The 23,373-nt window shown below is 74.7% G+C and carries 22 protein-coding genes; 11 read left to right on the top strand and 11 right to left on the bottom strand.

Annotated elements, in window-relative coordinates:
* Position 1: 1 nt before the first annotated feature.
* From BMY19_RS19260 to BMY19_RS19250, 3 genes are read right to left on the bottom strand one after another with little or no spacing between them, the layout of a single operon-like run.
* A complete protein-coding gene (locus tag BMY19_RS19260) occupies positions 2-3,892 on the bottom strand; it encodes a DUF4132 domain-containing protein (protein ID WP_100252629.1) in 3,891 nt (1,296 codons plus the stop codon).
* A gap of 47 nt (positions 3,893-3,939) precedes the next feature.
* Positions 3,940-6,252, bottom strand: coding sequence for a DUF5682 family protein (locus BMY19_RS19255; protein WP_100252628.1), 2,313 nt, complete (start codon positions 6,250-6,252; stop codon positions 3,940-3,942).
* Positions 6,249-7,358, bottom strand: coding sequence for an ATP-binding protein (locus tag BMY19_RS19250; protein WP_100252627.1), 1,110 nt, complete (start codon positions 7,356-7,358; stop codon positions 6,249-6,251). Before BMY19_RS19250 ends, BMY19_RS19255 begins: the two co-directional genes overlap by 4 nt.
* Positions 7,359-7,973: 615 nt before the next feature.
* Between BMY19_RS19250 and BMY19_RS19245 the strand changes: the two genes are divergently transcribed.
* The 3 genes from BMY19_RS19245 (at position 7,974) to BMY19_RS30970 (ending at position 8,846) form a co-directional block, all read left to right on the top strand.
* Positions 7,974-8,255 (top strand): hypothetical protein, encoded by a 282-nt coding sequence (locus BMY19_RS19245; RefSeq protein WP_020095099.1) that lies wholly within the window; start codon positions 7,974-7,976, stop codon positions 8,253-8,255.
* 129 nt (positions 8,256-8,384) lie between these two features.
* Positions 8,385-8,597: a TOBE domain-containing protein gene (locus BMY19_RS19240; protein ID WP_020095100.1), complete on the top strand. Its 213-nt coding sequence runs from the start codon at positions 8,385-8,387 to the stop codon at positions 8,595-8,597.
* A 105-nt stretch (positions 8,598-8,702) separates the two neighbouring features.
* Positions 8,703-8,846 carry a hypothetical protein gene (locus BMY19_RS30970; RefSeq protein WP_020095101.1) on the top strand — a complete coding sequence of 48 codons (144 nt, stop codon included), beginning with the start codon at positions 8,703-8,705 and terminating at the stop codon, positions 8,844-8,846.
* Between the two features lie 45 nt (positions 8,847-8,891).
* Here the strand turns inward: BMY19_RS30970 and BMY19_RS19235 are convergent, their stop codons facing one another.
* The 5 genes from BMY19_RS19235 to BMY19_RS19215 form a co-directional block, all read right to left on the bottom strand.
* Entirely contained in the window at positions 8,892-12,131 is a 3,240-nt protein-coding gene (locus tag BMY19_RS19235; RefSeq protein ID WP_100252626.1) for an efflux RND transporter permease subunit, read from the bottom strand.
* 11 nt (positions 12,132-12,142) lie between these two features.
* The gene (locus BMY19_RS19230; protein WP_100252625.1) at positions 12,143-13,561 is read right to left on the bottom strand and encodes an efflux RND transporter periplasmic adaptor subunit; all 1,419 of its coding nucleotides are present in this window, start codon (positions 13,559-13,561) and stop codon (positions 12,143-12,145) included.
* A gap of 134 nt (positions 13,562-13,695) precedes the next feature.
* The gene (locus tag BMY19_RS19225) at positions 13,696-14,067 is read right to left on the bottom strand and encodes a hypothetical protein (RefSeq protein ID WP_020095104.1); all 372 of its coding nucleotides are present in this window, start codon (positions 14,065-14,067) and stop codon (positions 13,696-13,698) included.
* Between the two features lie 63 nt (positions 14,068-14,130).
* A complete protein-coding gene (locus BMY19_RS19220; protein WP_020095105.1) occupies positions 14,131-15,171 on the bottom strand; it encodes an AraC-like ligand-binding domain-containing protein in 1,041 nt (346 codons plus the stop codon).
* A gap of 309 nt (positions 15,172-15,480) precedes the next feature.
* The gene (locus BMY19_RS19215; protein WP_020095106.1) at positions 15,481-15,660 is read right to left on the bottom strand and encodes a hypothetical protein; all 180 of its coding nucleotides are present in this window, start codon (positions 15,658-15,660) and stop codon (positions 15,481-15,483) included.
* 208 nt (positions 15,661-15,868) lie between these two features.
* Here BMY19_RS19215 and BMY19_RS30965 point away from each other — a divergent pair, with 208 nt between their 5' ends.
* The 4 genes from BMY19_RS30965 (at position 15,869) to BMY19_RS19200 (ending at position 17,470) form a co-directional block, all read left to right on the top strand.
* Positions 15,869-16,045, top strand: coding sequence for a hypothetical protein (locus BMY19_RS30965; RefSeq protein ID WP_170863001.1), 177 nt, complete (start codon positions 15,869-15,871; stop codon positions 16,043-16,045).
* A 36-nt stretch (positions 16,046-16,081) separates the two neighbouring features.
* Positions 16,082-16,324: a hypothetical protein gene (locus BMY19_RS19210; protein WP_020095108.1), complete on the top strand. Its 243-nt coding sequence runs from the start codon at positions 16,082-16,084 to the stop codon at positions 16,322-16,324.
* 173 nt (positions 16,325-16,497) lie between these two features.
* The gene (locus BMY19_RS19205) at positions 16,498-16,872 is read left to right on the top strand and encodes a hypothetical protein (RefSeq protein ID WP_042671492.1); all 375 of its coding nucleotides are present in this window, start codon (positions 16,498-16,500) and stop codon (positions 16,870-16,872) included.
* Positions 16,873-17,209: 337 nt separating this feature from the next.
* Positions 17,210-17,470: a hypothetical protein gene (locus tag BMY19_RS19200; RefSeq protein WP_100252624.1), complete on the top strand. Its 261-nt coding sequence runs from the start codon at positions 17,210-17,212 to the stop codon at positions 17,468-17,470.
* Positions 17,471-17,489: 19 nt separating this feature from the next.
* On the opposite strand, the gene BMY19_RS19195 is transcribed toward BMY19_RS19200, so the two are convergent.
* Both BMY19_RS19195 and BMY19_RS19190 read right to left on the bottom strand, forming a co-directional pair.
* Positions 17,490-17,669 carry a hypothetical protein gene (locus BMY19_RS19195; protein WP_100252623.1) on the bottom strand — a complete coding sequence of 60 codons (180 nt, stop codon included), beginning with the start codon at positions 17,667-17,669 and terminating at the stop codon, positions 17,490-17,492.
* A gap of 222 nt (positions 17,670-17,891) precedes the next feature.
* A complete protein-coding gene (locus tag BMY19_RS19190; protein ID WP_100252622.1) occupies positions 17,892-18,374 on the bottom strand; it encodes a DUF2721 domain-containing protein in 483 nt (160 codons plus the stop codon).
* A gap of 1,009 nt (positions 18,375-19,383) precedes the next feature.
* Between BMY19_RS19190 and BMY19_RS19185 the strand changes: the two genes are divergently transcribed.
* Positions 19,384-20,214, top strand: coding sequence for an outer membrane protein (locus tag BMY19_RS19185; protein WP_020095114.1), 831 nt, complete (start codon positions 19,384-19,386; stop codon positions 20,212-20,214).
* A gap of 203 nt (positions 20,215-20,417) precedes the next feature.
* On the opposite strand, the gene BMY19_RS19180 is transcribed toward BMY19_RS19185, so the two are convergent.
* Complete coding sequence (locus BMY19_RS19180) at positions 20,418-21,014, bottom strand: hypothetical protein (protein WP_100252621.1); 597 nt, start codon at positions 21,012-21,014, stop codon at positions 20,418-20,420.
* Between the two features lie 196 nt (positions 21,015-21,210).
* Between BMY19_RS19180 and BMY19_RS19175 the strand changes: the two genes are divergently transcribed.
* From BMY19_RS19175 to BMY19_RS19165, 3 genes are all read left to right on the top strand, one after another.
* On the top strand, positions 21,211-21,426 hold the full coding sequence (locus BMY19_RS19175) for a hypothetical protein (protein ID WP_170855188.1): 216 nt from the start codon (positions 21,211-21,213) through the stop codon (positions 21,424-21,426).
* A 41-nt stretch (positions 21,427-21,467) separates the two neighbouring features.
* On the top strand, positions 21,468-22,472 hold the full coding sequence (locus BMY19_RS19170; protein WP_100252620.1) for an SDR family oxidoreductase: 1,005 nt from the start codon (positions 21,468-21,470) through the stop codon (positions 22,470-22,472).
* 156 nt (positions 22,473-22,628) lie between these two features.
* Positions 22,629-22,895 carry a GCG_CRPN prefix-to-repeats domain-containing protein gene (locus BMY19_RS19165; RefSeq protein WP_042675167.1) on the top strand — a complete coding sequence of 89 codons (267 nt, stop codon included), beginning with the start codon at positions 22,629-22,631 and terminating at the stop codon, positions 22,893-22,895.
* Positions 22,896-23,373 lie beyond the last annotated feature (478 nt).

Below are 23,373 nucleotides of genomic sequence, written 5' to 3'. Positions count from 1 at the left end.
CTCACGCGTCGCCGGCAGCGGCGAGCAGGCTCGGCGTCCGCAGGACCTCGCTCGCGGTCACCGGGTCGAGGTCGCCGAACCGGTGGGTCGCCGCGGCGCGCCAGCCGGTCTCCGACAGGGTCAGGGTCCGCAGCGTCTGGATCCCGTCGCCCTCCGGGCCGGGCCGGTGCCAGAACCCGTCCTCGAATCGGAGGACCGCGACGAGGCGGGTGCCGTCGGGCAGCGCGACCGGGCGCTGCACCGCATGGACGTGCTCGCTCCCCGTGTCGGTCGACCAGCCCTGGGGCCGCAGCCCCCGCAGGCGGCGGCCGCCCACCCGGACCCCGTCGAAGCGGTGGGTCTCGGCGGCGCCCCGCTCGGCCTCGGTGAACGCGAAGGTCTCGCGGGCGATCTGCGGGAACGGCTGGGCGATCTCGTAATCGGCGAACAGGCCGCTCCAGGCGGTCCGTTCCTCCGGGTCGAGGTGCAGGGGGTGGACGAGGCCGACCACGCCCTCGGCCGCCGCGACGTCGAGGGCGAGGGCGTGGTCCGCGGCGTCGGTCGGCGAGAGATCTTCCGCGAGGCGGAAGACGTGCCCCGGCGGCGTCGCGGGCGCGGCGTCCGGGTAGAGGCCCCAGACGAGCCGCCCGGCGAGGTGGCGGATCAGCGGGTGGGCGGCGAAGAACGGCCAGAACACCCCGGGGGCGACGCGGCGCTGGGACGCCAGCATGGCCTCGAGCCGGGTGATCTGCAGGCCGGCCGCCGCCTCCGCGTCCTTGCGCAGGGCCGCCCAGTGCCGGGACGCCGCCTTGGCGGATTCGGGATCGTCCGCCTTGGTCGGGCGGGGCAGGGCGGCGAGCCGCCGGCCCTCGGCGTCGCGCAGGACGGGCTTCAGGGTCTCGTCGAAGCCGACCCGGAACCGGCGCTCCCCGAAGGACAGGTCCAGCCCGCCGCGCGCGTCGAGGCCGAGATCGGGGGAGAGCCGGTCGGCGAGGTCGACCTCGTCGAGGCCGCGGGCCTCGGCGGCGTCGACGATGGCGGCGCGGGCGGCCTCGCGCAGTTGCAGCAGCGGGCTCTTCTCGGCGATGGCGCTGAGGTTCATCAGCGCCACGTCGGTGCCGATCCCGGCGAGCACGGCGATGCCGGCCTTGCCGCGCGGCTTGAGGCCGGCCTGCCCCCAGGCGCGGATCTGCCGGGTGAGGTCGCGGGCGGCGTGGTCGCCCCCGATCAGCGCGAGCGCCTGCATCGCCCACTCTCCCGTCGCCTTGGCGCCGGCGGCGATCCAGGACTGGAACAGCGCGACCGCGAAGGCGTCGAGGCTCTCCGGCGTGCAGGCGGCGCGGACCTGCGCGGCGCCCGCGTAGGGCGCGAGCGGGTCGGAGAAGGCGAGCATCTCGCACAGGGCGGTGACGGCGGCGTCGGGCAGGGCGCCGCCGCTCCGCAGGACCGGGCGGGGCAGGGCGGCGGGGACCACCCAGTCGGGGAGCTTCGGCGGCTTGGACGGCACCTGCTCCAGCGGGTCGCTGTCGACGCCGGCGGCCACCGCCCCGGGCACGCCGGGATCCCGCTCCGCGTAGGCCGCGACGGCGGCGTCGAGGGCGGCGCGCCCCGCGGGTTCGGCGGCGAGGAAGCGCAGGGCCGCGTCGGCCGCGTCGCGGTCCGGGCCGGCGGCCCCGAGGGTCTCGGGAAGGAGCCGCAGCGCGGCGGTGCGGGGATGGGCGCGCAGCCACGCGGCCGCGGCCGGCCGCAGCTTGCGGGTGCGGTGGAACGCCCGGGCGGCGACCGGGGCGAGGTCGGCGGCGTCCACCGGCTCGACCTCCGGCAGGAGCTGCGCCGGATCCGCCGCGACGAGGCGGACGAGGCCGGGCACGGCCCGCGCGCCGAAGCGCGACAGCATCACCGCGATGGTGCGCCGCCACGCGACGTAGTGGGCGCGCTGCGGCCCGGTCTTCTCCCACAGCATCAGCGCCAGGGGCTCGGGCTGCCACCCGACCATCCGGAACCAGGGCCCGTAGTTGAAGTAGAAGAAGCCGGTGAACGCGTCGCGGTCCAGGTCGAGCCGGCGGTCGAGCCAGGCCAGGGCGGTGGCCGGATCCGCGTCGGCGGCGGGCACGGGCTCGGCCGGCGGCGGGATCGGCATGTCGTAGAGCGCCTCCGCCTCGGTGGCGCGGATCCGCGCCGCGAGGTCCGTCATGGACTCCACCAGCGTCCCGGCCTCGAAGTAGAAGGTGCTGCGGTCGAGGGCCTCGTCGGGGTCGAAGCCGTGCGCGAAGGGCGTCGGGATCGGCGCCACCGCCCGTTCCGACCGGGCGCGCGCGGCCCCGCGCCGCCGCCAGGGCGGATCCCGGAGCACGGACGGCAGGGCCTCGGGGGCCGCCTGCGGCGCGCTGCCGGCGGCGAGCAGCCGGTCCAGGCGCCCCGCGCCCCGGCCGCCCTCGGCCGCCGCCCAGGCGCGGGCGGTCTCGTGCCCGTGGCGCGCGGCGAGGGTCACGGCCCTGGGGCCGTAGGCGGGCTCCCCCTTGCCCTGGAGCGCGCCCAGATAGGCCCGCAGCATCCAGTCGGGGAAGGCCGCGTCGGCGGCATCGAGGGCGTCGCGGACCAGCTTGGTGCCCACGAAGGGCAGGAGCGCGTCGAGGGCGTCGGCGGCGCGGGTCTCCAGCAGGGCCCGGGCGACGATCGTGCGCTCGGGGCCGACCGCCCCCTCCAGGAGCCAGACGAGGCCGGGGGTGGCCGGCTCGCCGGCCGCGTCGGCGACGGCGATCACGGTCGCGGCGGCCTCCTCGGCCCCGACATCGCAAGTCGCCAGCGTCGCCCGGTGATAGGGCGCGGCGTACCAGGGCGCGGCCTGCGCGGGCGGCAGGTCGACGATCAGCGGCAGGGCGACGTGGGAATTGCCGTAGGCCTTGGGATCGGGCGGGTCGCAGCGCGCCAGCACCGCGCGGGCGGAGAGGGCGTGGTCGGCGCCGGGCCGGTCGTCCGCGAAGATCACCGCGAGCCAGCGGGCGAGGGTGGGCTCCGGGTCCGAAGCGGCGAGCCGGAGGGCCGCGTCCAGGGCCTCCGCGTACGCCGCCTCGGGGGCGGCGACCAGGGCCGCCCGGAGACCCAAGGTGGTGGGGATGTCCCAGGCCGAGACCGGGAGCGAGCCGTAGCGGCCGGAGGGACGGGGCCGCAGCCGGTCGAGCAGGGCCACGAGCGTCCCCCCGGTGCCGGAGCGGGCCACGAGCCAGCGGGCGAGATGCGTGAACGCCGCCCGGGCCGCCGGCCCCTGCGGTCCGGGCTTGGCGCCCCAGGGGCGCTGGCTCAGCGCCGGGCAGGCCGCCTCGAGTTGTTCCAGCCAAGCGCGGACCTCGTCCGGGTCGAGGGCCGGCGGCGCGCTGTCGAGCCGGGCGGCGAGGGCCTCGGCCGGCGCGCGCGCCTCGTCCGGGGCGGCCGCCAGCAGCGGGCGGATCCGCGCCGCGAAGGCGGCCCAGTCGGCGGCGGCGTCGAGGGGCGCGCCGGGCCGGCTGCGGGTGGGCAGGGGCGTACCGGTGAAGATCGGGACGCGGCGCGCCTCCGCGCCGGCGGCGGGGGCGGGCGACGTCCCGGCGGTCCCGGTCTCAGCGAACCGGGCCTCGGCGACCTGAGCTTCGGCCGCCGGGGATGCGGCGGCGTTGCCCGTCGCCGCGGCGCCCGCTCCGGAGGCCGGATCCGGTCCGGCCGGCGCGGCCTCACCCGCCGGGCGATAGCCCTTGCCGGTCTTCTCCCGCACCAGCCGGTCGAGTTCGACCTGGGCCGCCTGCGCGCTCGGAAAGCTCTTCGTCTTGGACTGCCCCTGCGTGCCGATCCGGCCGAATCTCACGATGAGAACGCTGTCCTCGGCTCCGGCCTCCCAGAACTTCGCGGATGTTCCCGCCGTCAGCTCGTAACGCTGCATGCAGTCCTCTCCCCGTGGCGCGGCGGTAAAATTTTCCTTGTCGCGGCTCAGGTCAACCCATGGCGGGCGAGCCGCGCGGCGACCCGCGCCTCGCGGGCCAGGGCCTCGGCCTGATCGGCCGGGCGGGCGCGCTGGCGCATCCAGGCCAGGGCCTCGACCTCGGCCCGGGCCTCGCCGAGGCCGCTCCGGCGCAGGATCGCGACGGCGATGCGCTCGCGCTCCCGGGGCGGGAACCACGCGAAGGCCATCCGCAGGGACGGCAGCGCGCGCAGGAAGTCGTCGTCGCCCCAGGCGGCCACCAGACCCTCGACGGAGGCGAGGGTCGCGTCGGCGGCGATCTCCTCGCGGGCGAGGGCGAACAGGCCGGCGAGGAAGTCGCCGAGCGTCGCGGGCAGGCCGAAGCGGCGCAGCCAGGCCAGGGCGGCCTCCGGGTCCGATCCGGCCGCGCCGCAGGCGACCCGGAAGCCGAGCGCCGCCCCCGCGAGGGCCGGCGGCGTCGCCGGATCGGCGAGGCGGCGGCCGAGCATGGCGGAGAACGGGGCGCGCAGGTCGTCGAGGCCCGGGATCTCCGCGCCGACCTCGCGGAACAGGTCGCGGCAGGCGAGGACCAGCGGGATCGCGCCGAGCCCCGCGCGGGGGTCCTGGACGGCCTCGACGACGAAGAGCGCCCGGGCCGCCAGGACGGCGCAGAGGCGGGCCAGGGCCGGCCGCGCCGGCGCGAAGGCGTCGCCGAACCGGTACAGCCGCACGATCCCGGCCCCGGCGGCGCCCAGGGCGGCGGCGTCGTGCGCCGCCGCGATGCCCGCGCTCAGGCGGGCGAGCAGTTCGCCCTCCAGGGTGAGGCCGGCGAACAGCGCGTCGGACAGGGCTCCGGCGAGGATTCCGAGGGAATCGGGCGCCGCCTCGACCCGGGCGGTGATCCGGGCGGAGGCGGCCATCTCCAGGGTCCCGCCCCAGAGCGAGGCCTCGATCAGGGCGCCGAGCCAGTGCGGGTGGCGCACGAGCGTGAAGCGCTCCCGCGGCAGGCCGGGCCCGGCGCGGTCCGGGCCCTCGCGGGCGATCCCCGGCAACCCGAGCAGGACCAGCCGGTGGAGCAGGTGCGCCCGCGCCCGGTCACCGGGCTCGGCCCAGTCGAGGTCGACGCTGCGGCGGGCCGGCCCCGGCTCCAGGTCGGCGGCGCGCAGGCGCTCGGCGACGTCGGCCACGAGGGGCGGCTGCCGGGTGCCGGGGGCGAGGCGTCCCTCGCGCGGGCCGGTGAGCGCCCGCAGCATCGCGGCGAGCGCCGGGTGGCCGGGCGCGGCGCGGCCGGCCGCCCAGGCGGGCGGGCGGTCGAGGGCGTCCTTCACCAGGGCCGCGAGGGCCGCGTCGATCAGGTCGGCGCGCAGGATCGCGGGATGGGCGCGCAGCCGGGCGAGGGCCTCGGCGTGGACCCGCCAGGCGACGCGGTCGGCGGTGGAGACGACCTGCCCGGCCTCGCGCAGGGCCGCGGTGATCGCCGTCATCGCCCAGTCGGCCGCGGGGGCGAGGCCCGACTCGGCCACGCGCTCGTAGTAGCCCGGCGCAGGCATGCCGGCCGCGTAGCCCGAGAACCGGTCGAGCCGGGGATAGGCGTAGGGCACCACGTAGCTGCCGGTGCGCAGGTCCGGCTCCGGCGGCGCCGGCTCGGGCCGGGTCCCATCCGCGCGCGCGGCGTGGCGCCGGACGGCGTCCGCGTGCCAGCCGCCGCAGACGAGGACGACCGGCCGGTCGCCGGCCGCCCGCAGGGCGTGGGCCGCGTAGGCGCCCATGAAGCGCTCGCGGGCCTCCTCGGCGGGATCGTCCGTGCCGGGCGGGCGCAGCAGGGCGAAGTAGCGGTCGAGCCGGGCCGGCAGTTCCGCCTCGGGCGCCGCCTCGGCGAGGACGTCCCAGAGGGCGTCCTGGTCGGCGACGCCGAGGGCGGCGGCCAGCGCCCGCTCGGCCGCCTCAGCGCGCGCCCCGTGCGGGTCGGCGTAGCGGTTGGCGCGGCGTCCGAAGGCCGGGTCCCAGGCCGGCAGGTCGCAGAACAGCGTCTCGGCACCCACCGCCCGGCCCGCCTCCAGGGCCTGCCATTCCGGCGAGAAGGCGCAGAACGGCGTGTAGGAGGCGGCGCTGCCCGCCGCGTCGGCCCGGAACGAGAAGATCGCCACCGGCAGGTCGTGGCCGAGGGCGAGGTCGGGCAGGTGCGGGTTGAAGTCGACCGGCCCCTCGATCAGCACGCAGGCCGGCCGCAGCGCCGCGATCGTGCGCCGGACGAGCCCGGCGCAGGCCGGGGAATGGTGGCGCACGCCGATGACGGTCAGGCGGCCGGGATCCGGCGCGGGACCGCTCGTTGCGGGGTTCATTGCGGGGTGAGGAGGTGCCGCGCCGCGTAGAACTCCCGCCACGCCGCGCCGGAGCGGCGGCTGACGCGCTGGTCGAGGTAGCGGCGCAGGCGGGCGAGGTCCTCGGCGTCGTCCTTGGCGGCGGTGCCGGCGAGGCAGGCGACGATGTCCTCCGGCCGGCCGGCATCGCCGCGCAGGAAATGGCCCTTCACGCCGATGGCGTGGGCGACGCTGACCGCCTCCGCGGTGCTCATCACGGACGAGAGCCGCTCCATGCCGGTGCCCTCGGTGTCCACGGCCTCGCGCAGCTCCCGGAAGCAGGTCACGAGGAGTTCGAGCACCTCCGGATCCGGGGCGCGGGGCACGCCGGAGCGGGCCAGCAGGGCGGTGGCCTCGCGCTGCACCAGGGCGAGCTCGGCGTCGAGATCGGCGATCGGGAAGACGGTCTCGAAGCCGAACCGGCGCTTGAGGGCCGCCGACATCTCGTTGACGCCCCGGTCGCGGGTATTGGCCGTGGCGATCAGGTTGAACCCCTCCCGGGCGTAGACCATCCCGTCCGCGCCGGTGAGTTCGGGCACCGCGAGCACCCGGTCGGACAGGACCGAGAGAAGGCTGTCCTGCACCTCCAGCGGGCAGCGGGTCAGCTCCTCGAAGCGGACGATCCGCCCCTCGCTGAGGCCGGTATGGAGGGCGCCCGGCACCAGGGCGCGCGGGCTCGGCCCCTCGGCGACGAGCAGCGCGTAGTTCCAGCCGTAGCGGATCTGGTCCTCGGTCAGCGACGCGCCACCCTGGATCGTCAGGGTCGAGCGCCCGCTGATCGCGGCGGCGAGGAGCTCCGAGAGCAGGCTCTTGGCGGTCCCGGGCTCGCCGATCAGCAGCAGGGCGCGGGAGGTCGCCAGGGTGACCATGGCCCGCTCCACGAGCGCCGGGGCGCAGACCACCTTGGCGGGCGTCGCGCCGTCGCCGCAGATGAAGCGCCGGACGGCCTGGAGCGAGAGCTGCCAGCCCGGCGGCCGCGGCGCCGGATCCTCGGCGCGCAGGCGCGCGAGTTCCACGGCGTGGACGTCCTCGGCCGGGGGTCTCTGACGCGCCTCGCGATCACCGCCCGCCCGCACCGCCTTCGCCATGCACCCGTCCCCTGCCGTCGCGCCGACCCTGTCGGCGACTCCTGCGATCGGCAGAGCATGCCCCGGCACGCGCGGGTTTCTCAAGCGTCTCCGCGCATCTCCAAGCATCGGCCACCGGGCCGGGGATCCGGCACCGCCCGGGGCGCGACGGATCGGGCGTAGTCCCGAAGAAAGCCTACATCGACACCAAGCACAGCATCAGGATCGCGATCTCGAAGACGATCCAGCTGCCGAAGACGACGACCAGCTCCCAGTCGGTTCTCTCTCTGGTCTTGGCCAAAGCGTACATGTTCGACCTCCTCGCGGAGCCCGATAGGCCGCAAGCGAATTCAGTCACCACGATGGAATGCAACGCGTCCGAATATTCAAACAGATTCTGCGACGGAATGCAATTGTGCCGGGCGGCTCAACTCCGTACATAAATCAATACATTGCCTCGCGTGACGGGCTCGCGCCCCGTCTTCGATGCAGAAATATCGCATCGCAGCAAGTATTGTCCCGCAACCCCGGCGCCCGCGCCGGTCCGGTCGCGGCGGCGTGAACGGGATCCGGCCGGCCGCGTTGCCCCGGTACGCCCGGAGAGGCGGCCTGGGGAAACGCTTGCAGGATTCGCACATGAAGACGCTGATCAGCCTGACCGTCGCCGGCCTCCTGGCGACAGGCGCGGCCGCCACGGCCGCGGAGAATACCGGGACCCGCATGCAGGGTTCGCCCAACGCGGCCGGCTACACGGGCCAGGGCGCGACGGGCAAAGGCGAGACGACGGGCACGACGACCGGATCTCCGGGCTCGGAGATGCCGAAGCAGGACGGCCGGATGAAGGGGCCGCCGAACGCGGCCGGATTCCAGCCCGGCGGCAGCGATGGCGGCTCGGCCGGAGCCTCCGGCCGTCGCTGATCTTGCCCTGCCCGGGGCCGCTGCCCGGCGGTCTCCAGGCCGGGGACCCGGCGTCGTGATTGATGCCGAGGCCCCGGCCGCGATAGGCCTGGACGGCGGCCGGACGGGCCGCGCAACCCGGAAGGTCCCATGAAACACGGCGCGCGCAACGACATCCCCGCCACGGTGACGGCGATCAAGCGCGGGGACGTGATGGCCCAGGTCGAGGTGGAACTGGTCGGCACCGCCTACCGCATGGCCTCGGTCATGACGGTCGACTCGCTGGAGGAGCTGGGCCTCAAGGAAGGCGACACCGTCCACGTGCTCGCCAAGGCGGTGAACGTGCTGCTGGTGAAGCCGTAGCGGCCTGCGCGGCCGGCATACCGCCGTCATCCCGTTGTCATCCCGTCGTCATCCGGCCGGCCTAGGGCGGCGCCTCCCGCCCACCCGACCGGCTGCGCTCACCCGATGGATTGGTTCGACCTGCCCGAAGACCCCCAGCCGCCGTCGGCCGCCGACGAGAGCCGGATGCGGCTCTACATCGCCGTGGGGCTGATCGGCATCGGCGCCCTCGGCATGGTCGGCGGGATGCTGCACATCCTCCCCGCCTGACGACCGTCCCGCCCGGCGACGGGCGCGGCCGCGGCGCGGGCGCCGTCAGGCGGCGCGATCCGCCACCGGCTCCGCCGTGGGCGCGGCGCGGTCGGCCGGACCGGCGCGCCCGAACCGCGCGTAGAGCGCCGGCAGCACCACCAGGGTCAGCAGGGTCGCGCTGATCAGGCCGCCGATCACCACGGTCGCCAGCGGCCGCTGCACCTCGGCCCCGGTGCCGGTGGCGAGCGCCATCGGCACGAAACCCAGGGAGGCGACCAGCGCGGTCATCGCCACCGGCCGCAGCCGGGTGAGGGCGCCCTCGCGGATCGCCGCCCGCAGCGGCCGGCCCGCGGCGACGAGCTGCTTGATGAAGGTCAGCATCACGAGGCCGTTGAGCACCGCCACCCCCGAGAGCGCGATGAACCCGACCGCGGCCGGCACCGACAGCGGCATCCCCCGCAGCCACAGGGCCGCGATGCCGCCGGTGAGCGCCAGCGGCACCGCGCTGAACACCAGGAGCGCGTCCCGCGCGCTGCCGAGCGCCGAGGTGAGCAGCAGGAAGATCAGGAAGAAGCACACCGGCACCACCACGGTGAGCCGCGCCTGAGCCGAGGCGAGGTTCTCGAACTGGCCGCCCCAGGTGACGTACGAGCCCGCCGGCAGGGTCACCTGCGCGGCGACCTTCGCCTGCGCCTCCGCCACCAGCGAGCCGATGTCGCGCCCGCGGACATTGGCGGTGACCACGACCCGGCGCCGGCCGTTCTCGCGGCTGATCTGGTTCGGCCCCTCGCTCACCGAGAACTGCGCCACCTGCCGCAGGAGCACGGAGGCGGCCTTGCCGTTCGCGCCCGGGGGGAGGGGGACGGGCAGGTTCTCCAGGGCCTCCCGGTCCTCGCGGACCTGATCGGTCAGGCGCACGACGATCGGCACGCGCCGGTCGCCCTCGAACACGACCCCGGCGTCCCGGCCCCCCATGGCGGCGCCGATCACGTCCTGGATCGCCCCGGTGCTGAGGCCGAGCCGGGCCGCCTCGGTCCGGTCGATCCTGATCTCGAAGACCGGCAGGCCGGTGATCTGCTCGACCTTCACGTCGTCGGCGCCCGGGATCCCGCGCAGGATCGCGGCGATCCTGTTGGCGGTCTCCAGCATCGGCTCGAAGGCGTCGCCGAACACCTTCACGGCGAGGTCGCCCCGTGTCCCGGCGAGCAGCTCGTTGAAGCGCAGCTGGATCGGCTGGGAGAACTCGTAGACGTTGCCGGCGAGCTCGCTCAAGGACGCCTCGATCCGCTCCTGCAGTTCGGCCTTCGACAGGCCCGGGTCGGGCCAGTCCGCCTGCGGCTTGAGCATCACGAAGGTGTCGGAGGAATTCGGCGGCATCGGGTCGGTGGCGACCTCGGCGGTACCGGTCTTCGAGAACACGTAGGCGACCTGCGGGAACTTGGCGATCGCCCGCTCCACCTTGAGCTGCATCGCCTGCGACTGGGTGAGGGAGGTGGACGGGATCCGTGTGGCGTTGAGGGCGATGCTCTTCTCGTCGAGCTGCGGGATGAACTCGGTCCCGAGCCGGGTGGCGAGCAGCCCTGCGCCCGCGAGGAGGAGCAGCGCCGTCCCGACGAACGGGGCGGGCGCCCGGATCGCCGCCGCGAGGACGGGCCGGTAGAGCGCCTTCAGGCCCCGGACGAGGGGGTTCTCGGCCTCGGTGACCCGGCCGGTCAGCGCGATGGCGATCAGGGCCGGCACGAAGGTCAGCGACAGCACGAAGGCCGCCGCCAGGGCGAGGATGACGGTCAGCGCCATCGGCTGGAACATCTTGCCCTCGACCCCCGTGAAGGTCAGGAGCGGGACGTAGACCAGCATGATGATCGCCTGCCCGTAGAGGGACGGCGCGATCATCTCCTCGGCCGAGTCCCGCACCGTCTCCAGGCGCTCCTCCAGCACGAGCGGCCGCCCGAGGGCGTGCTGCCGCTCGGCGAGGTGGCGCAGCGCGTTCTCGGTGATGATCACCGCCCCGTCGACGATGAGCCCGAAATCCAGCGCCCCGAGACTCATCAGGTTCGCCGAGATCCTCCCCTCGACCATGCCGGTCACGGTCATCAGCATGGCGGCAGGGATGACCAGCGCGGCGATCAGCGCCGCCCGGATGTTGCCGAGCAGCAGGAACAGGACGACGATCACGAGGGCCGCGCCCTCGGCGAGGTTCCTGCCCACCGTGCGGATCGTGGCCTCGACGAGCTGCGTCCGGTCGAGGACGGTCTGGACGACGATGCCGGGGGGCAGGGCCCGCCGGATCTGGTCCATGCGGGCATCGACGGCGGCCGCCACCGTGCGGCTGTTCTCGCCGATCCGCATCAGGGCGGTGCCAATGACGGTCTCCTGCCCGTTCTCGCTCGCCGAGCCGGTGCGCAGGTCGCGCCCGATCCGCACCGTGGCAACGTCGCGGATCCGCACCGGCACGCCGCCGCGGCTCGCCACGACGACGTCGGCGATCGCCTCCGGGCTCTCCAGGCGGCCGGCGGCGCGCACCACGTAGCTCTCGCCGTTATCCTCCAGGTAGCGGGCGCCCTGGTTGGCGTTGTTGGCCTGGAGCGCCCGGGCGACGTCCGCGAAGGACAGGTCGAGGGCGGTGAGCTTCGTGGGGTCCGGCTGGACGTGGTACTGCTTCTCGAAGCCGCCGATCCCGTCGACGCCGGCGACGCCGGCGACGGACTTGATCTGCGGCCGCACGATCCAGTCCTGCACCGTGCGCAGGTAGGCGACCTGCTCCAGCTCCGTCCTGAGCGCCTGGCCCTCCGGGGTCCGGTAGCTCCCGTCCGGCTGCCAGCCCGGCCGGCCCGCCGGCACGGCCGCGCGCTCAGGCAGCGGCGCGTACTGGACCGACCACATGTAGATCTCGCCGAGGCCCGTGGAGATCGGGCCCATCCGCGGCTCGACCCCGGAGGGCAGCTCCTCCCGCACCTGGGCGATGCGCTCGGCGACCTGCTGGCGGGCGAAGTAGATGTCGAGGGACTCGGCGAAGACCGCGGTGATCTGCGAGAAGCCGTTGCGCGAGAGCGAGCGGGTGTACTCGAGGCCCTTGATGCCGGCGAGCGCCGTCTCGACCGGGTAGGTGACCTGCCGCTCGACGTCGGCCGGCGACAGGGACGGGGCCAGGGTGTTGATCTGGACCTGGTTGTTGGTGATGTCGGGCACGGCGTCGATGGGCAGCCGCGTGAGCGCGGCGGCGCCGAAGGCCGAGGCCAGCAGCACGAGGAGCAGCACCAGCCAGCGCTGGCGGACCGAGACGGCGAGGATGCGGCTGATCATCGTCCGTCTCCTCAGTGGGCGTGGCCGGCGTCGGCCTTGCCGAGCTCGGCCTTCAGCAGGAACGCGTTGCCGACCGCGATCTCGGCACCGGGCTCGAGCCCGGCGGTGACCTCGAAGGCCTCGTCGTCGGAGCGGCCGAGGGTGACCGGCCGCTTCTCGAACCCCTCGGCCGTGCGCGCGAAGACGACACTCCGGCCCTCGACGGTCTGGACCGCCGCCTTGGGGATCCGGACCGGGACCGAATCCTGCGCGATCTCGACCTCGGCGGTCACGAAGGTGCCGGGCCGCCACGCGAAGTCGGGGTTCGGCAGGGCGACCACCACCCGGGCCGAGCGCGTGTCGGGGTTGAGGAAGGGGCTGACGAAGATCACGCGGCCCTCCGCCCGGCGCTCCGTCTCGCCCGTCCGGCCGGGCGTGACCGTCACGCGGGCGCCTTCCCGCACCTGGGCGAGGTCGACGGTCGGCACCGACAGCTCGATCCAGACCGTGGAGAGGTCCGCCACCGTGTAGAGGTCGGCCGGATCGCCCTCCTTGCCGACCGCCGTGCCGACATCGACCTTGCGCTCGACGATGCGTCCGGCGAGCGGCGACCGCAGGGGATAGCGGCGCAGCGTCGACTGGTTCGGCGTCGCCTCGTCGCGCTTCTGGGCGACGGCGACCTCGGCGGCGTCGAGGCCGAGCGCCGACAGCTTCTGGCGGGCGAGGTCGACCCGGAGCCGGTTCTCCAGATAGGCGGCCCGGGCGGTCTCGAACGCGGCCTCGGAGGCGCTGCGCGAGGCGAGCAGCTTCTGCTGGCGCTCGAAGTTGATCGTCTGCAGCTCGGCCTGGACCTGGGCGGTGAGGTACTCGCTCTTGGCGTCGGCGACCTCGCGGCTGTCGAGGATGGCGACGACCTCGTTCGCCTGCACGGCGTCGCCGAGGCGCTTGCGCATCTCCGCCACGGTCCCGACCACCCGGGCCGGGACCCGGGCGATCCGGTCGGTGTCGGGCGTGATCGTGCCGGGGACGAGGAGGTGGCGCGCCAGCGTGCCGCCCTCCACTCTGCGCGTGACGATGTCCTGGCCGGCGACCTGATCGGGCCGCATCCGGATCGTGCCCGCCTCGTGAGGCTCGTCGGCGCCGTGCGAGTCGCCGTGCTCGTTGCCGTGCGCGTGGTTGTGCGCGTGGCCGTGCGCGTTGTTGTGCGCGTGGTCGTGGTCGTGGCCGGCGTGATCGTCGCCCGCGTGCGGGTCGGGCGCGGCTTTGGGCCGGTCCGGTGCGGCCGCCGCGTAGCGCTGATCGTGGTCGTCGGCCGGGGCGCGGGCGAGCCCGACGGACGCCAGGGTCTGCCGGAGACGGTCGGGCAGGGTCGGGACGGCGGGGGCGGCGCCGAGGGCGAAGCCGGCGGCCAGGAGTGCCGCGGCGGCGGCCACGGACAGGATGATGCGCATGGGGAAGCTGCTCGGCCGGGAGGGCGGGGTGCCGCGCGCGGCGGTCCCGGAGGGTCCCGTTCAGGTGTCGCGTGGGGATGAACCCGGAGCCGGTTCGGCAGCCGGGCGGAGCGCCGCCCGCGGGCGGCGTCAGCTCACGCGCGCGGAGGCCGCGGCAGGCGGTCGGGACTGACGGAGGGGCGGCCCTGGGCGAGGGCGCCCGGCAGCACCCGGCCGGGGGCGGCCGGGGGCGCGATCTCGGTCGCCTCCAGGCGGGCCGCCTGATGGCAGCCGCAATGGAGGTGCTCCGAGAGGCCGGGATCGACGGTCGCGGGCGCCGCCGGCGCGTCGAGGGCGGGGCCCTGGCCCCGGTCGTGGTGGCCGCCCGCGTGGAAGGCGAGATCCGCCGCGAGGCCGACGCCCGGAGCGGCGACGGTCAGCGCCAGGACGAGCGCGAGCGCGCGGGCGGCGAGCGCCCACCAGCCCCGCGCCCCGGCCGGGCGCCTATGCCGAACCCCGAAGGTCATCGCGGCCCTTATGATCCATCCGAGGCCGGGGGCACAAGGTCCGGGGTGCCGGCCCCGGCCCCCTCAGGCCGCCAGCTTGAGGACCCACTGGTAGAAGTCGGCCCAGGTCTCGGCCTGGGCCGGCGGCTCCGCGGCCGGGGACCGGTCGGGCTCGGCCGCGGCCCGGTCGCGGACGTCCCGGGGGGCGCAGCCGAACTCCGCGCGGAAGGCCTGGGTGAAATGCGCGGGGCTCTCGAAGCGCCAGCGATACGCCACCTCGGAGATGCGGGCGAAGCGCCCGTCGCCGGTGGCGAGGTCGCGGTAGGCGCGGGCGAGCCGGCGCTGCCGGACGTAGCCGGAGACCCCCCCGAGGGGGACGAACAGCCGGTAGAGGGCGCTCCGCGAGACACCGAACCGCCGCCCGATCGTCTCGGCGGACAGGTCCGCGGAGGCCAGTTCGGCCTCGATGAAGCGCCGGATCGCGACGAGCAGAGGCGCCCGCTCGGGCGGCTGCGTGCCCCCTCCGTCCTCCGGCAGGCCCAGGGTCGCCGCGCCGAGCAGCGCGGCGGTGGCCTCGGCCGCCGCCGCGGCCTCCGGCTCCGAGAACCCGGTCGCGTGCGCGCTCAGGGAGTGCAGGTGGTCGCTGAGCATCCGGCCGAACGGGGTCGCGCCCCGGATCACCGAGCCGTGCAGGGCGTCGAGGCCGCTCTGCCGGGATCCGAAGAGCGGGCGCGGCAGCACCACCGTGATGGCCTCGTAGTCCGTGGAGGCGGCGGAGAGCGGCTGCGACAGGTCGAACAGGCAGATGTCGCCGGGGGCGCAGTCCCGCTCCCGGCCGCCGATCGTGACCCGGGACTGCCCGGAGACGCGCATGTGGGCGACGATGTGGTCGACGCCCATCCGGGCGGTCAGGGCCCGCGCGCGCACGAACCGGAGCCCGGAGGCGCGGGCGCTGCAGACGATCGCGGTGCCGAGGTGACGGACTCGGGACTGTCCGCGGAAATCGGGCAGGTCCTCCCGGCGGATCGTGAAATCCCAGAACGGCGCGACGGCGTCGCGCCAGTCGTCGGCCTGACGATGACCCGGGCTCTCGCCCCTGAGCTGCAGGATCGGTTTCGGTCGCATCGCCCGTGTTAGTCCTGGCCGAGCGCGGCCCGGTCACGCCGACAATATGGCGATTCTGTCTGCCCAGAAAAGTGGCACTCCGTTCCAATCACCGGACTCCGCGCCGTGCCCCGTCCCGGCGCGGTCGGCGAGAGTCCGGCGAGAGGCCGGCGAGAGGCCGGCGAGAGGCCGGCGAGAGGCCGGCGAGAGGCCGGCAAGGGGCCGGCAAGCGGCCGTGAAACAGAACGTCCCGCAGGCCGGGTGGCCGCGGGACGGTGAGTTGCACGGTTGTGAGGATCGAGGGCTTCGACCCTTATGGTTAACCGGCGGTTACCGGCCGCTCGGGGCCGCGCCGCTGCCGGTGGCGCCGTTGCCGGTGCTGTTGTCGCCCGCGGGGGCGCCGGGAGACGAGGTGTTGCCGTTGGGCGTGCTCTGCGCGGCGGCCATCCCGGCGCTGCCGGCAACGAGGGCGAGGGCGAGCAGGGCGGACTGAACGGTGCGGCTGGTCATGGCTCTCCTTGGATCCCGAGCGGGGTCTCGACGCGGGTCGTCGCCGTGCCGGCTTGTGCCGGCGTCGGCTGGAGAACCGCACCCCGGCGGCGCCCGTTCCCGCCGGGGCCGGGCCGGCGCGAATCGGCCGCAGCGCGCCCGCCACGGTTCGTCGGGAACACCCGCGAGTCCCCCCGGCTTGTCCGAGGGTCGAGACCGGGAGCGTGGCGTGAAGGTGTTCCGGATCATGCAGGCGGCGACGGGCGCGATTCTCTGGAGCGGTGCGGCGCTAGATCCGATGGCCGCCCTCGACGCGATGGCGCGCGCCGCCGGCTTCAGCGACCGCACGCGGATCCCGAACCATCTGCGGGCTGGCGGCCTCCACGTCGAGGAACTGCAGGCCTGATCCCGCCGCGCCGGCGGACGAGTCCGGAGGGAGACCATGACCAAGCTGTTCATCGCGCAGGTGCGCGACGCGGGCGGCGAGCGGCCGCTCGTGACGGTCCGGGCCGAGGCCGAGGGCGAGGCGCGCCTGTTCCTGGCGGCCGCCTATCCGGACGCCGAGATCGCCCACGTCGCCGAGCCCGGCGACTGGACGAGCGACGCCGATACCGGATCCCGGGCCGGTGACATCCGCGAGCATGCCGGCGTCGCGTGGCAGGCCCCGTCCAGCCTGGCGGACTGAGGCGCGTCCGCCGGGCCGCGGTGCCCGTCCCGGCCGCCGGGGCCGGTGCGTACCGGGAGAACCTGAGGAGAACTTGGAGAGAACCTGGGAATAGCCTGGGGAGAATCCGGCGGTGCCGACAATTCAAGCGATCCCGTTCACGCGTCCCTAGGGCTCCGCACCGACGGTGGTGCATGCGTTCCGCCGATCCGACACCGCGCCTGTTCGCGGCCGCGGCCGCCCTCACCGGCACCGGGATCCTGATGTGCCGGACCGAGCCGTCCTGGGACGGGATCCTGATCGGCCTGTTCTGCCTCGGGCTCTGGGCCCTCGGCACCTTCGGCACCCTCGCGGCACGGCCTGGCCGACCGGTGCGTTCCGCGCCGCGGATGCGGCCCATCGTGCTGGAGGCGGTCGTCGTCGAGACGCCCCGGTTCCCGCCGGAGCTGCTGCCCGCGCCCCGGCCCCCCGCGGCCCGGGACCGTGCCCTGGCGGGCCCCTCCCGCCTGCCGGAGCTCCCGTCGCACCGGCAGCGCGTGGTCGAGCGCTACACCCGCAGGCGCGGTTGAGCGCGGCGAGGTGGCCGACCACACCGCGAGCGCGTCGCGACGGCCGACCGGCACGACGCCTTCGTGGGCGATCCGGAGACGATCCCGGACGCCGACGACGCGGCGGGCGAGGCGGCCTGACGGAGCCAGGGCGGCGTCCGACCGCCGGGCAATGCCCGTCCGCGCGGGATGTTGGGGGCGAGCGCGAGAGGCACCGCGCGGGATCGCCCGCGGGCCGGACCGATCTGGTATGGATCGCGCTCGACGCGTCGTACCGAGAGAGGCCGGCGCCCGGGATCCTTGCGCCACGCCCGTTCCGGCGGCGCGCGGGCCCCGTGACCGGACGGGAGATCGCCACATGGCCACGCCCGAGACCCAGGCGCCCTACCGGCTGCAGTGCATGATCCACCGGGAAAGCGCCGGCGGCATCATCATCCACGACGAGCAGATTCCCGGGCCCCTCGTGGAGGCGGCGGTCGCCGCCGCCAAGGCCCGCTTCGCGGAGCTGCGCGCCGGCCGCGCGGGCTCGGCGGCCCTGCGGGATTCCGCCGGGCGGGTGGTCTGGTCGGCCCGGCAGGACGCCGCGACGCCCGGCACCGGGGGATCGGCAGCCTGGTAGGCTTCGGACCGACGCGCCGTCAGGTGAGGTGGCGCGGCTCCAGATCGATCACGGGGCCGCCCACGTCGAAGAACTCGTCCTCGTACGGGACCGCCTCGTCCATCTCCTCGGCCTCGCGCCGCCCGAACGGGATGACCGCGGACAGGATCCCGAGGCAGAGCGCGCCGGCAACGAAGGCAATCAGGATCGCGATGCTCATGACGGAACACTCGGGCGTCGCCGGCGGCGGAGTCGGGCCACGGCGAGACTAAGGCCCGGCTCGCGCACGCCGCAACCGAAATCACCGCCCGTTCGCGCCGGATCGCCCAGCCCGCACGGCGGGCGCGGCCGCAGCGCGCGGCACGGGCTCGCCCCGCGATCTCCGGAAGACCGGCAGCCCGCCCCCGGTCGCGGAGCGCGTCCGGGCGATCCGGGACGGGCCTCACCGCGGCGTCGAAACCTGATCCTGCTGCCGGTCGACCGCGTCGCGGACGCCGCGGCCGGCCATGAGGATCTCGGTCATGAACGCCGCGATCGCCGCCACGGTGCAGACCAGCGCCGCTCCGAAGCAGGCGAACAGGACGGACGCGGTCGCCGCGTCGCGCAGCGCGCCGACGAACAGCGTGAGCACGGCCAGACCGATCAAGCCGCCCGCCAGCGAGGCCAGGACCACCGCCACGTCCAGCACGAAGGAGCGCCGCCGCAGGAAGGTTAGCCGGCGGGCGAGGCGGCCGGCCTCGGCTTCCGTCGCCCGGGCGGCCTCCGCCGTGAGGCTGTCGACCTTGTCGGAGATCCGGCCGAGGCGGGTTGAGAACACGTTGAGCAGCGTCGCCAGCGCCGACAGCAGGAAGGCGGGCGCGAGCGCCACCTGGATGATGTGGGCGATGCTGTCGGGCTCGGTCGCGCTGAGGGAGAAGCCGAACATCGGCGGGCTACGCGGGCGGACGCGCCGCGCCCCGCCTCCGCCGGTCGCCGGGACGGACGGCGGCGTTGCTCCGGACGGGGCGGATCACCACAGGAGGCCCTCCGCCTGCAGCCCGGCCACGAGCAGGCACAGCGCCGAGAGGAACGCCACCGCGAGATACGGCGCCGGCGTGTCGGTCATCGAGGCCTCCCGGCCGGTGCGGGGCCGACATCCCCGATCCCGGTCCGGGCCCGGAGGGCCGGCATCGAAGGCAGCGCGACGGGGTGCATGCGCGTCTCCTGAAATCTCCACCGACGACGAGGCCGGCAGATAGGGCCTGCGGCGCGCCGGAAAAGCCGCGGCCGCCGCGCCGGCCCGGCGCGGCGGCGCCTTCTCCACAGGCCGGGAGACCGGCGCCGCGCTGCCGCCGATCCCCCGCGAGATCTGCCGGTGCCGAGGAGATCGATCCGGCCGCGGCCGCGCGCCAAGACCCGGGGATGCGCGACCAAGACTCGGGCCAGTCGGGCGGCCGGTTTCATCTGCGCAGATCCGCGGCCGGACGCGCGAGTGGTGCCCGCACAGAGGCGCGAAGGCGTCCGAAAACCCCGCAATACGGGACGGGATCGCGCGAGATCTGCGGCGCCGCCCGCACCCGCGCGCCCGGGGATGCGCGGGCACCACCCGTAAATTAATGTTAACCGCTCGCGGGATCGCGATCGGGCTTGCGGGCCGCCGACCGGTAGGATTTATTAAACCTCGAAGCTTCCTGGTTGGTCCTGGGAACGTTCACCGACAAACTGAAGCCCCGTCCGCTCGAGCGCGACGGGGCATTTTGTTTCTGGAAACATTCGGATACCGAAGTTCTTCTCGGGCTAGACCAGTCGATTTCGCGATGTGCTCCAGCGCACCCGGCTGTTTCGGGGTCAAAGACCCGATTCCGAGCTGTTGCAGCGATGCACTATCGCCCCGGCACGTCCTGGCGTTCTGTCCGCCCCGCACACATCCCGCCCAACGGGAGACAGAGGACCAGATGATCAAGAAGCTTCTGCTCGCGAGCGCCGCCACGGCTCTCCTGACCGGCGCCGCCTCGGCCGCCGACCTGCCGCGCCGCGCCGCCCCGCCGCCGGTGTTCACCCCCGTCCCGGTCTTCACCTGGACCGGCGCCTACTTCGGTATCAACGCCGGCTACGCCTTCGACGCCAGCAGCAACAACACCAACAGCTTCGGCGTGCCCGCCCCCTACGGCAACGGCACAACCGCCTTCTTCAGCCAGCGCAACCAGGAAGGCTTCACCGGCGGTGGCCAGGTTGGCTACAACTTCCAGTTCACCCCGGGCTCCGGCATCGTCGTCGGTGTCGAGGCCGACGCCCAGTACCTCGACTTCGGCCGCAGCCGGAACAACGCCTTCCTTGTCGGTCCGCTGGCCCCCGGCTACTACGTCACCGACCCGCGCGGCCTCTCCAGCCTCGACTTCTTCGGCACCGTGCGCGGCCGCATCGGCTACGCCTTCGACCGCGTCCTCGTGTACGGCACCGGCGGCTTCGCCTACGGCTCGGGCAGCGCCGACCGCTCCTTCGGCGGCTTCGCCGGCAACGACAGCTTCCGTACCGGCTACGCGGTCGGCGGCGGCATCGAGTACGCCCTGCCCACCGACTCGTTCCTGAACTTCTTCCGTTCGAACGCCGTGACGCTCAAGGTCGAAGGCCTGTACGTCAACCTCGACCGCAACACCCGCAACCAGGGTGCGTTCGTCATCAACGCCGCCAACAACTTCCCGGTGGTGTACAACAACATCGGCCGCCGCGACGACGAGTTCGCCGTCATCCGCGCCGGCCTGAACTACAAGTTCGGCTCGTACTGAGATCCACCCGCGATAGCGCCCCCCGCGCCGCGGGGGGCTGCGTCCCGCTCACTGGGACGGCGCGCGGGCCTCTGGACAGGCCGCATCCCCTCTCGACCTGAGCATCCCCAGCCCGATCAAACTGGCCGCTTGAGCCGAGGAGCGTCCCGGGAGCCATTCCCGGGACGTCTTGCGTCGGGGGCGAGGGCCCGCCGCGGCGCGCCTCAGGCGTGGACCGCGTGCTCGAGCTGCGCCTTCGACATCCGCGACCGGCCGGGCACGTTCTGCGCCCGGGCCTTGCGCATCAGCGCGGCCTTGGTCGTTTCCGCCTTGCCGGACGCCTTGGCGGCAGACTTGCCGGTCGTCTTGCCGGACGTCTTGCCTTTTCCGGACGCCTTGGTGGACGTGCCGTCCTCGCGCGCCGCGGCGGCCTTCTCGGCGGCGGCCTTCTCGGCGGCGGCCTTCGGCTGCTTCGAGAACTGCTTGCCCTTCCGGGTATCGGCGCGCTTCTTGGCCGTGCTGGCGGCGTATTCCGTGTCGGTCAGGCTCTCGCGGGCCTTCTTGGGCAGGTAGCGCTCGCCGGTCTTGCCGCTCTCTTTGCCAGACTTCGTGCCCCACTCCTCGTCGGTCCATTGCTGGAGATGGTTGTCGGCCGACTTCTTGCCGGCGTAGCCGCCGCCCTCCTTCTTGTATTCGGCGGTCGCGATCTGCGCCTTGCGCGCCGACCACTGGCCGGGCTTCCCGCCCTTCTCGGACTTCGTGACCTGCGTCTTGACCTTGTCCCACAGTTTCGGGTCGGTCTTTTTGGCGGTTCCTGACATCGGCGCCTCGTGAAAAAGATTTGGCAGACAACACGGGCCCCGCGGCCGTGTTCCTGCGGCGCGTTCGCCCGGCTCGCACCCTCCCGCACCTCGATTCGCGCGCAGCGTCCGCCGCCCCGCGGCCGGGGCAGCCGGATACGCCGGCCGCCTGACGGGTTGGCCCTCAGGGGATCAGGCCCATCGCGAGGGATGCAGCATGGCGGACACGCCGGACGACACCCAGGCCGAGCGGATGCCGCACGGCGAGCCGGAGCGCGCGGGCCTGGCCGACAGCCCCCGCGACACCGCAACCGGCACGGTCAGGCCGCAGGACGGCCCGATGGAGCGGGCCGGCACCGAGAAGGAGGAGGCGCGCCGCGGCGGGACCAGCCTCGGCGCGGAGCGCGACCGGCCGGGCGGAGGCCGGGGCTGAGCGCCGCCATCGAGACAGCACGCGAGAGAGGAAGACGCAGCATGCAGATCCGGCACAAGCCCCTGCGCGAGCAGGTGATCGTCATCACCGGCGCCTCCAGCGGGATCGGCCTCGCCACGGCCCGGGCGGCCGCCCGCCGCGGCGCCCGCGTCGTGCTGGCGGCCCGGAACGGCGCCGCCCTCGACGACATCGTCCGCGACATCCAGGAGCGCGGCGGCGAGGCCCGGGCCGTCGTGACCGACGTGTCCCGCCGCGAGGATGTCGAGGCGCTGGCCGCAGAGACCGTGCGCGCCTACAGCGGCTTCGACACCTGGGTCAACAATGCCGGTCTCTCGATCTTCGGCCGCCTCGAGGAGGTTTCGGACGAAGACCATCGCCGGCTGTTCGACGTCAATTTCTGGGGGATCGTCTACGGCTCGACGGTGGCGCTGCAGCACCTGAAGCGGACCGGCGGCGCGCTGATCAACCTGGGCTCCGTCGCCTCCGACCTCGCCTTGCCGATCCAGGGCATGTACTCCGCCTCCAAGCACGCGATCAAAGGCTTCACGGACGCGCTCCGGATGGAGCTCCAAGAGGAGGGCGCCCCGGTCTCGGTGACGCTCATCAAGCCGGCCTCGATCGACACGCCGTTCCCGGAGCATGCCCGGAACTACATGGCGCAGGCGCCCAAGCTGCCGCCGCCGGTCTACGACCCTGCCGACGTCGCCGACGCAATCCTGTACGCCGCGGAGCACGGGCCCCGCGACCTCTACGTCGGCGGCGGCGGCAAGCTGATGAGCGCGCTGCGAAAGCGGGTCCCCGCGGCGACCGACTGGATGGGCGCCCAGGTGATGTCGCGGAGCCAGACGGCGGGCGCGGCCGGCAAGCGGCGGGACGGCGCCCTCCACGCGGCCGGCCGCGACGGGGCCGTGCGGGGCGGCTCGCCCCACCACGTCATGCGCAGCGCCTACACCCGGGCCTCGATCAACCCGGTCCTGACCGGGATCCTGCTGGCGGGGGCCACCGCGGCCGCGGCCTCGCTGCTCGGCCGCGCCGACCGCCGCTAGAGCCCCGCCGCGGCGCCCGCCCCCGCGCGGGCGCCGGCCGGACTGTTTGTTTCTAGACGATGATGGCGGAGGTCAGCCGACATTCAGGGCCGATGACCATTCTGACCGGGTCTTGCGCCGGGCCGACCGGCGCGGAACCGAACAGAAGGTCTGATGATGATGCACGTGAAGATGATCGCGGCCGCCGCGGCTGTCGTCGGCGGCCTCGGCCTGGCCTCCGCCGGCGCGGCGCCCCTGGCGCCCGCCGGCGCCGATACGCTCACCGGCCCCGCCGCGGTCAGCACCGTGGCGTTCGGCTGCGGCCCCGGCTGGGCGCCCGGCCCGTACGGGCGCTGCCGGCCGATGTACCGGCGGCCGCGCTTCTACGGCCCGCGCTGCTTCTTCCGTCCGACCCCGTGGGGACCGCGGCGCGTCTGCCGCTAAGGTCGCGCAGGCACGCGTCCCGACGCGCGGGTCCGGCGCCGAACCGTGGCCCGACCCGCGGGTTGATCCAGGGGCAGGTCCCGTCTCCGAGGAGGCGGGGCCTGCCCCTTTCCCGTTGGCGGTGATGCGGGCCGGCAGCGCCGGGGATGCCACGACCGGGACCGCGGACGGTCCCGCTCCGGTTGGACATGGCCATGGCCCAGGATAAGAGCGGCGGCGCGAACCCCTCGGCGGCGGAACGGGCGGCGGCCGAGCGCGTAGCCCGCAAGCGCCTCGGTCCGGACGGCTGCCCGGAACCGGCACCCGACCGGCGATCGCCGTCCGGACAGGACCGCGGGAGCGAGGCCGCGGCGCCGGACCGCCGGGCGCCTCCGGGGCGGCCGGTCGCGACGCGCCACCGGCCAGAGAGGCTTCCCGAGTAGCGCCCCGAGTAGCGCCCCGAGTAGCGCCCCGAGTAGCGCCCCGAGTAGCGCCCCGA

This window comes from Methylobacterium sp. UNC300MFChir4.1 (genome assembly GCF_900110155.1).
In the GTDB taxonomy this organism is placed as follows: domain Bacteria; phylum Pseudomonadota; class Alphaproteobacteria; order Rhizobiales; family Beijerinckiaceae; genus Methylobacterium.
Note: the sequence above shows the minus strand (reverse complement) of the source record. Positions and strands in the feature narration are given on the sequence as shown.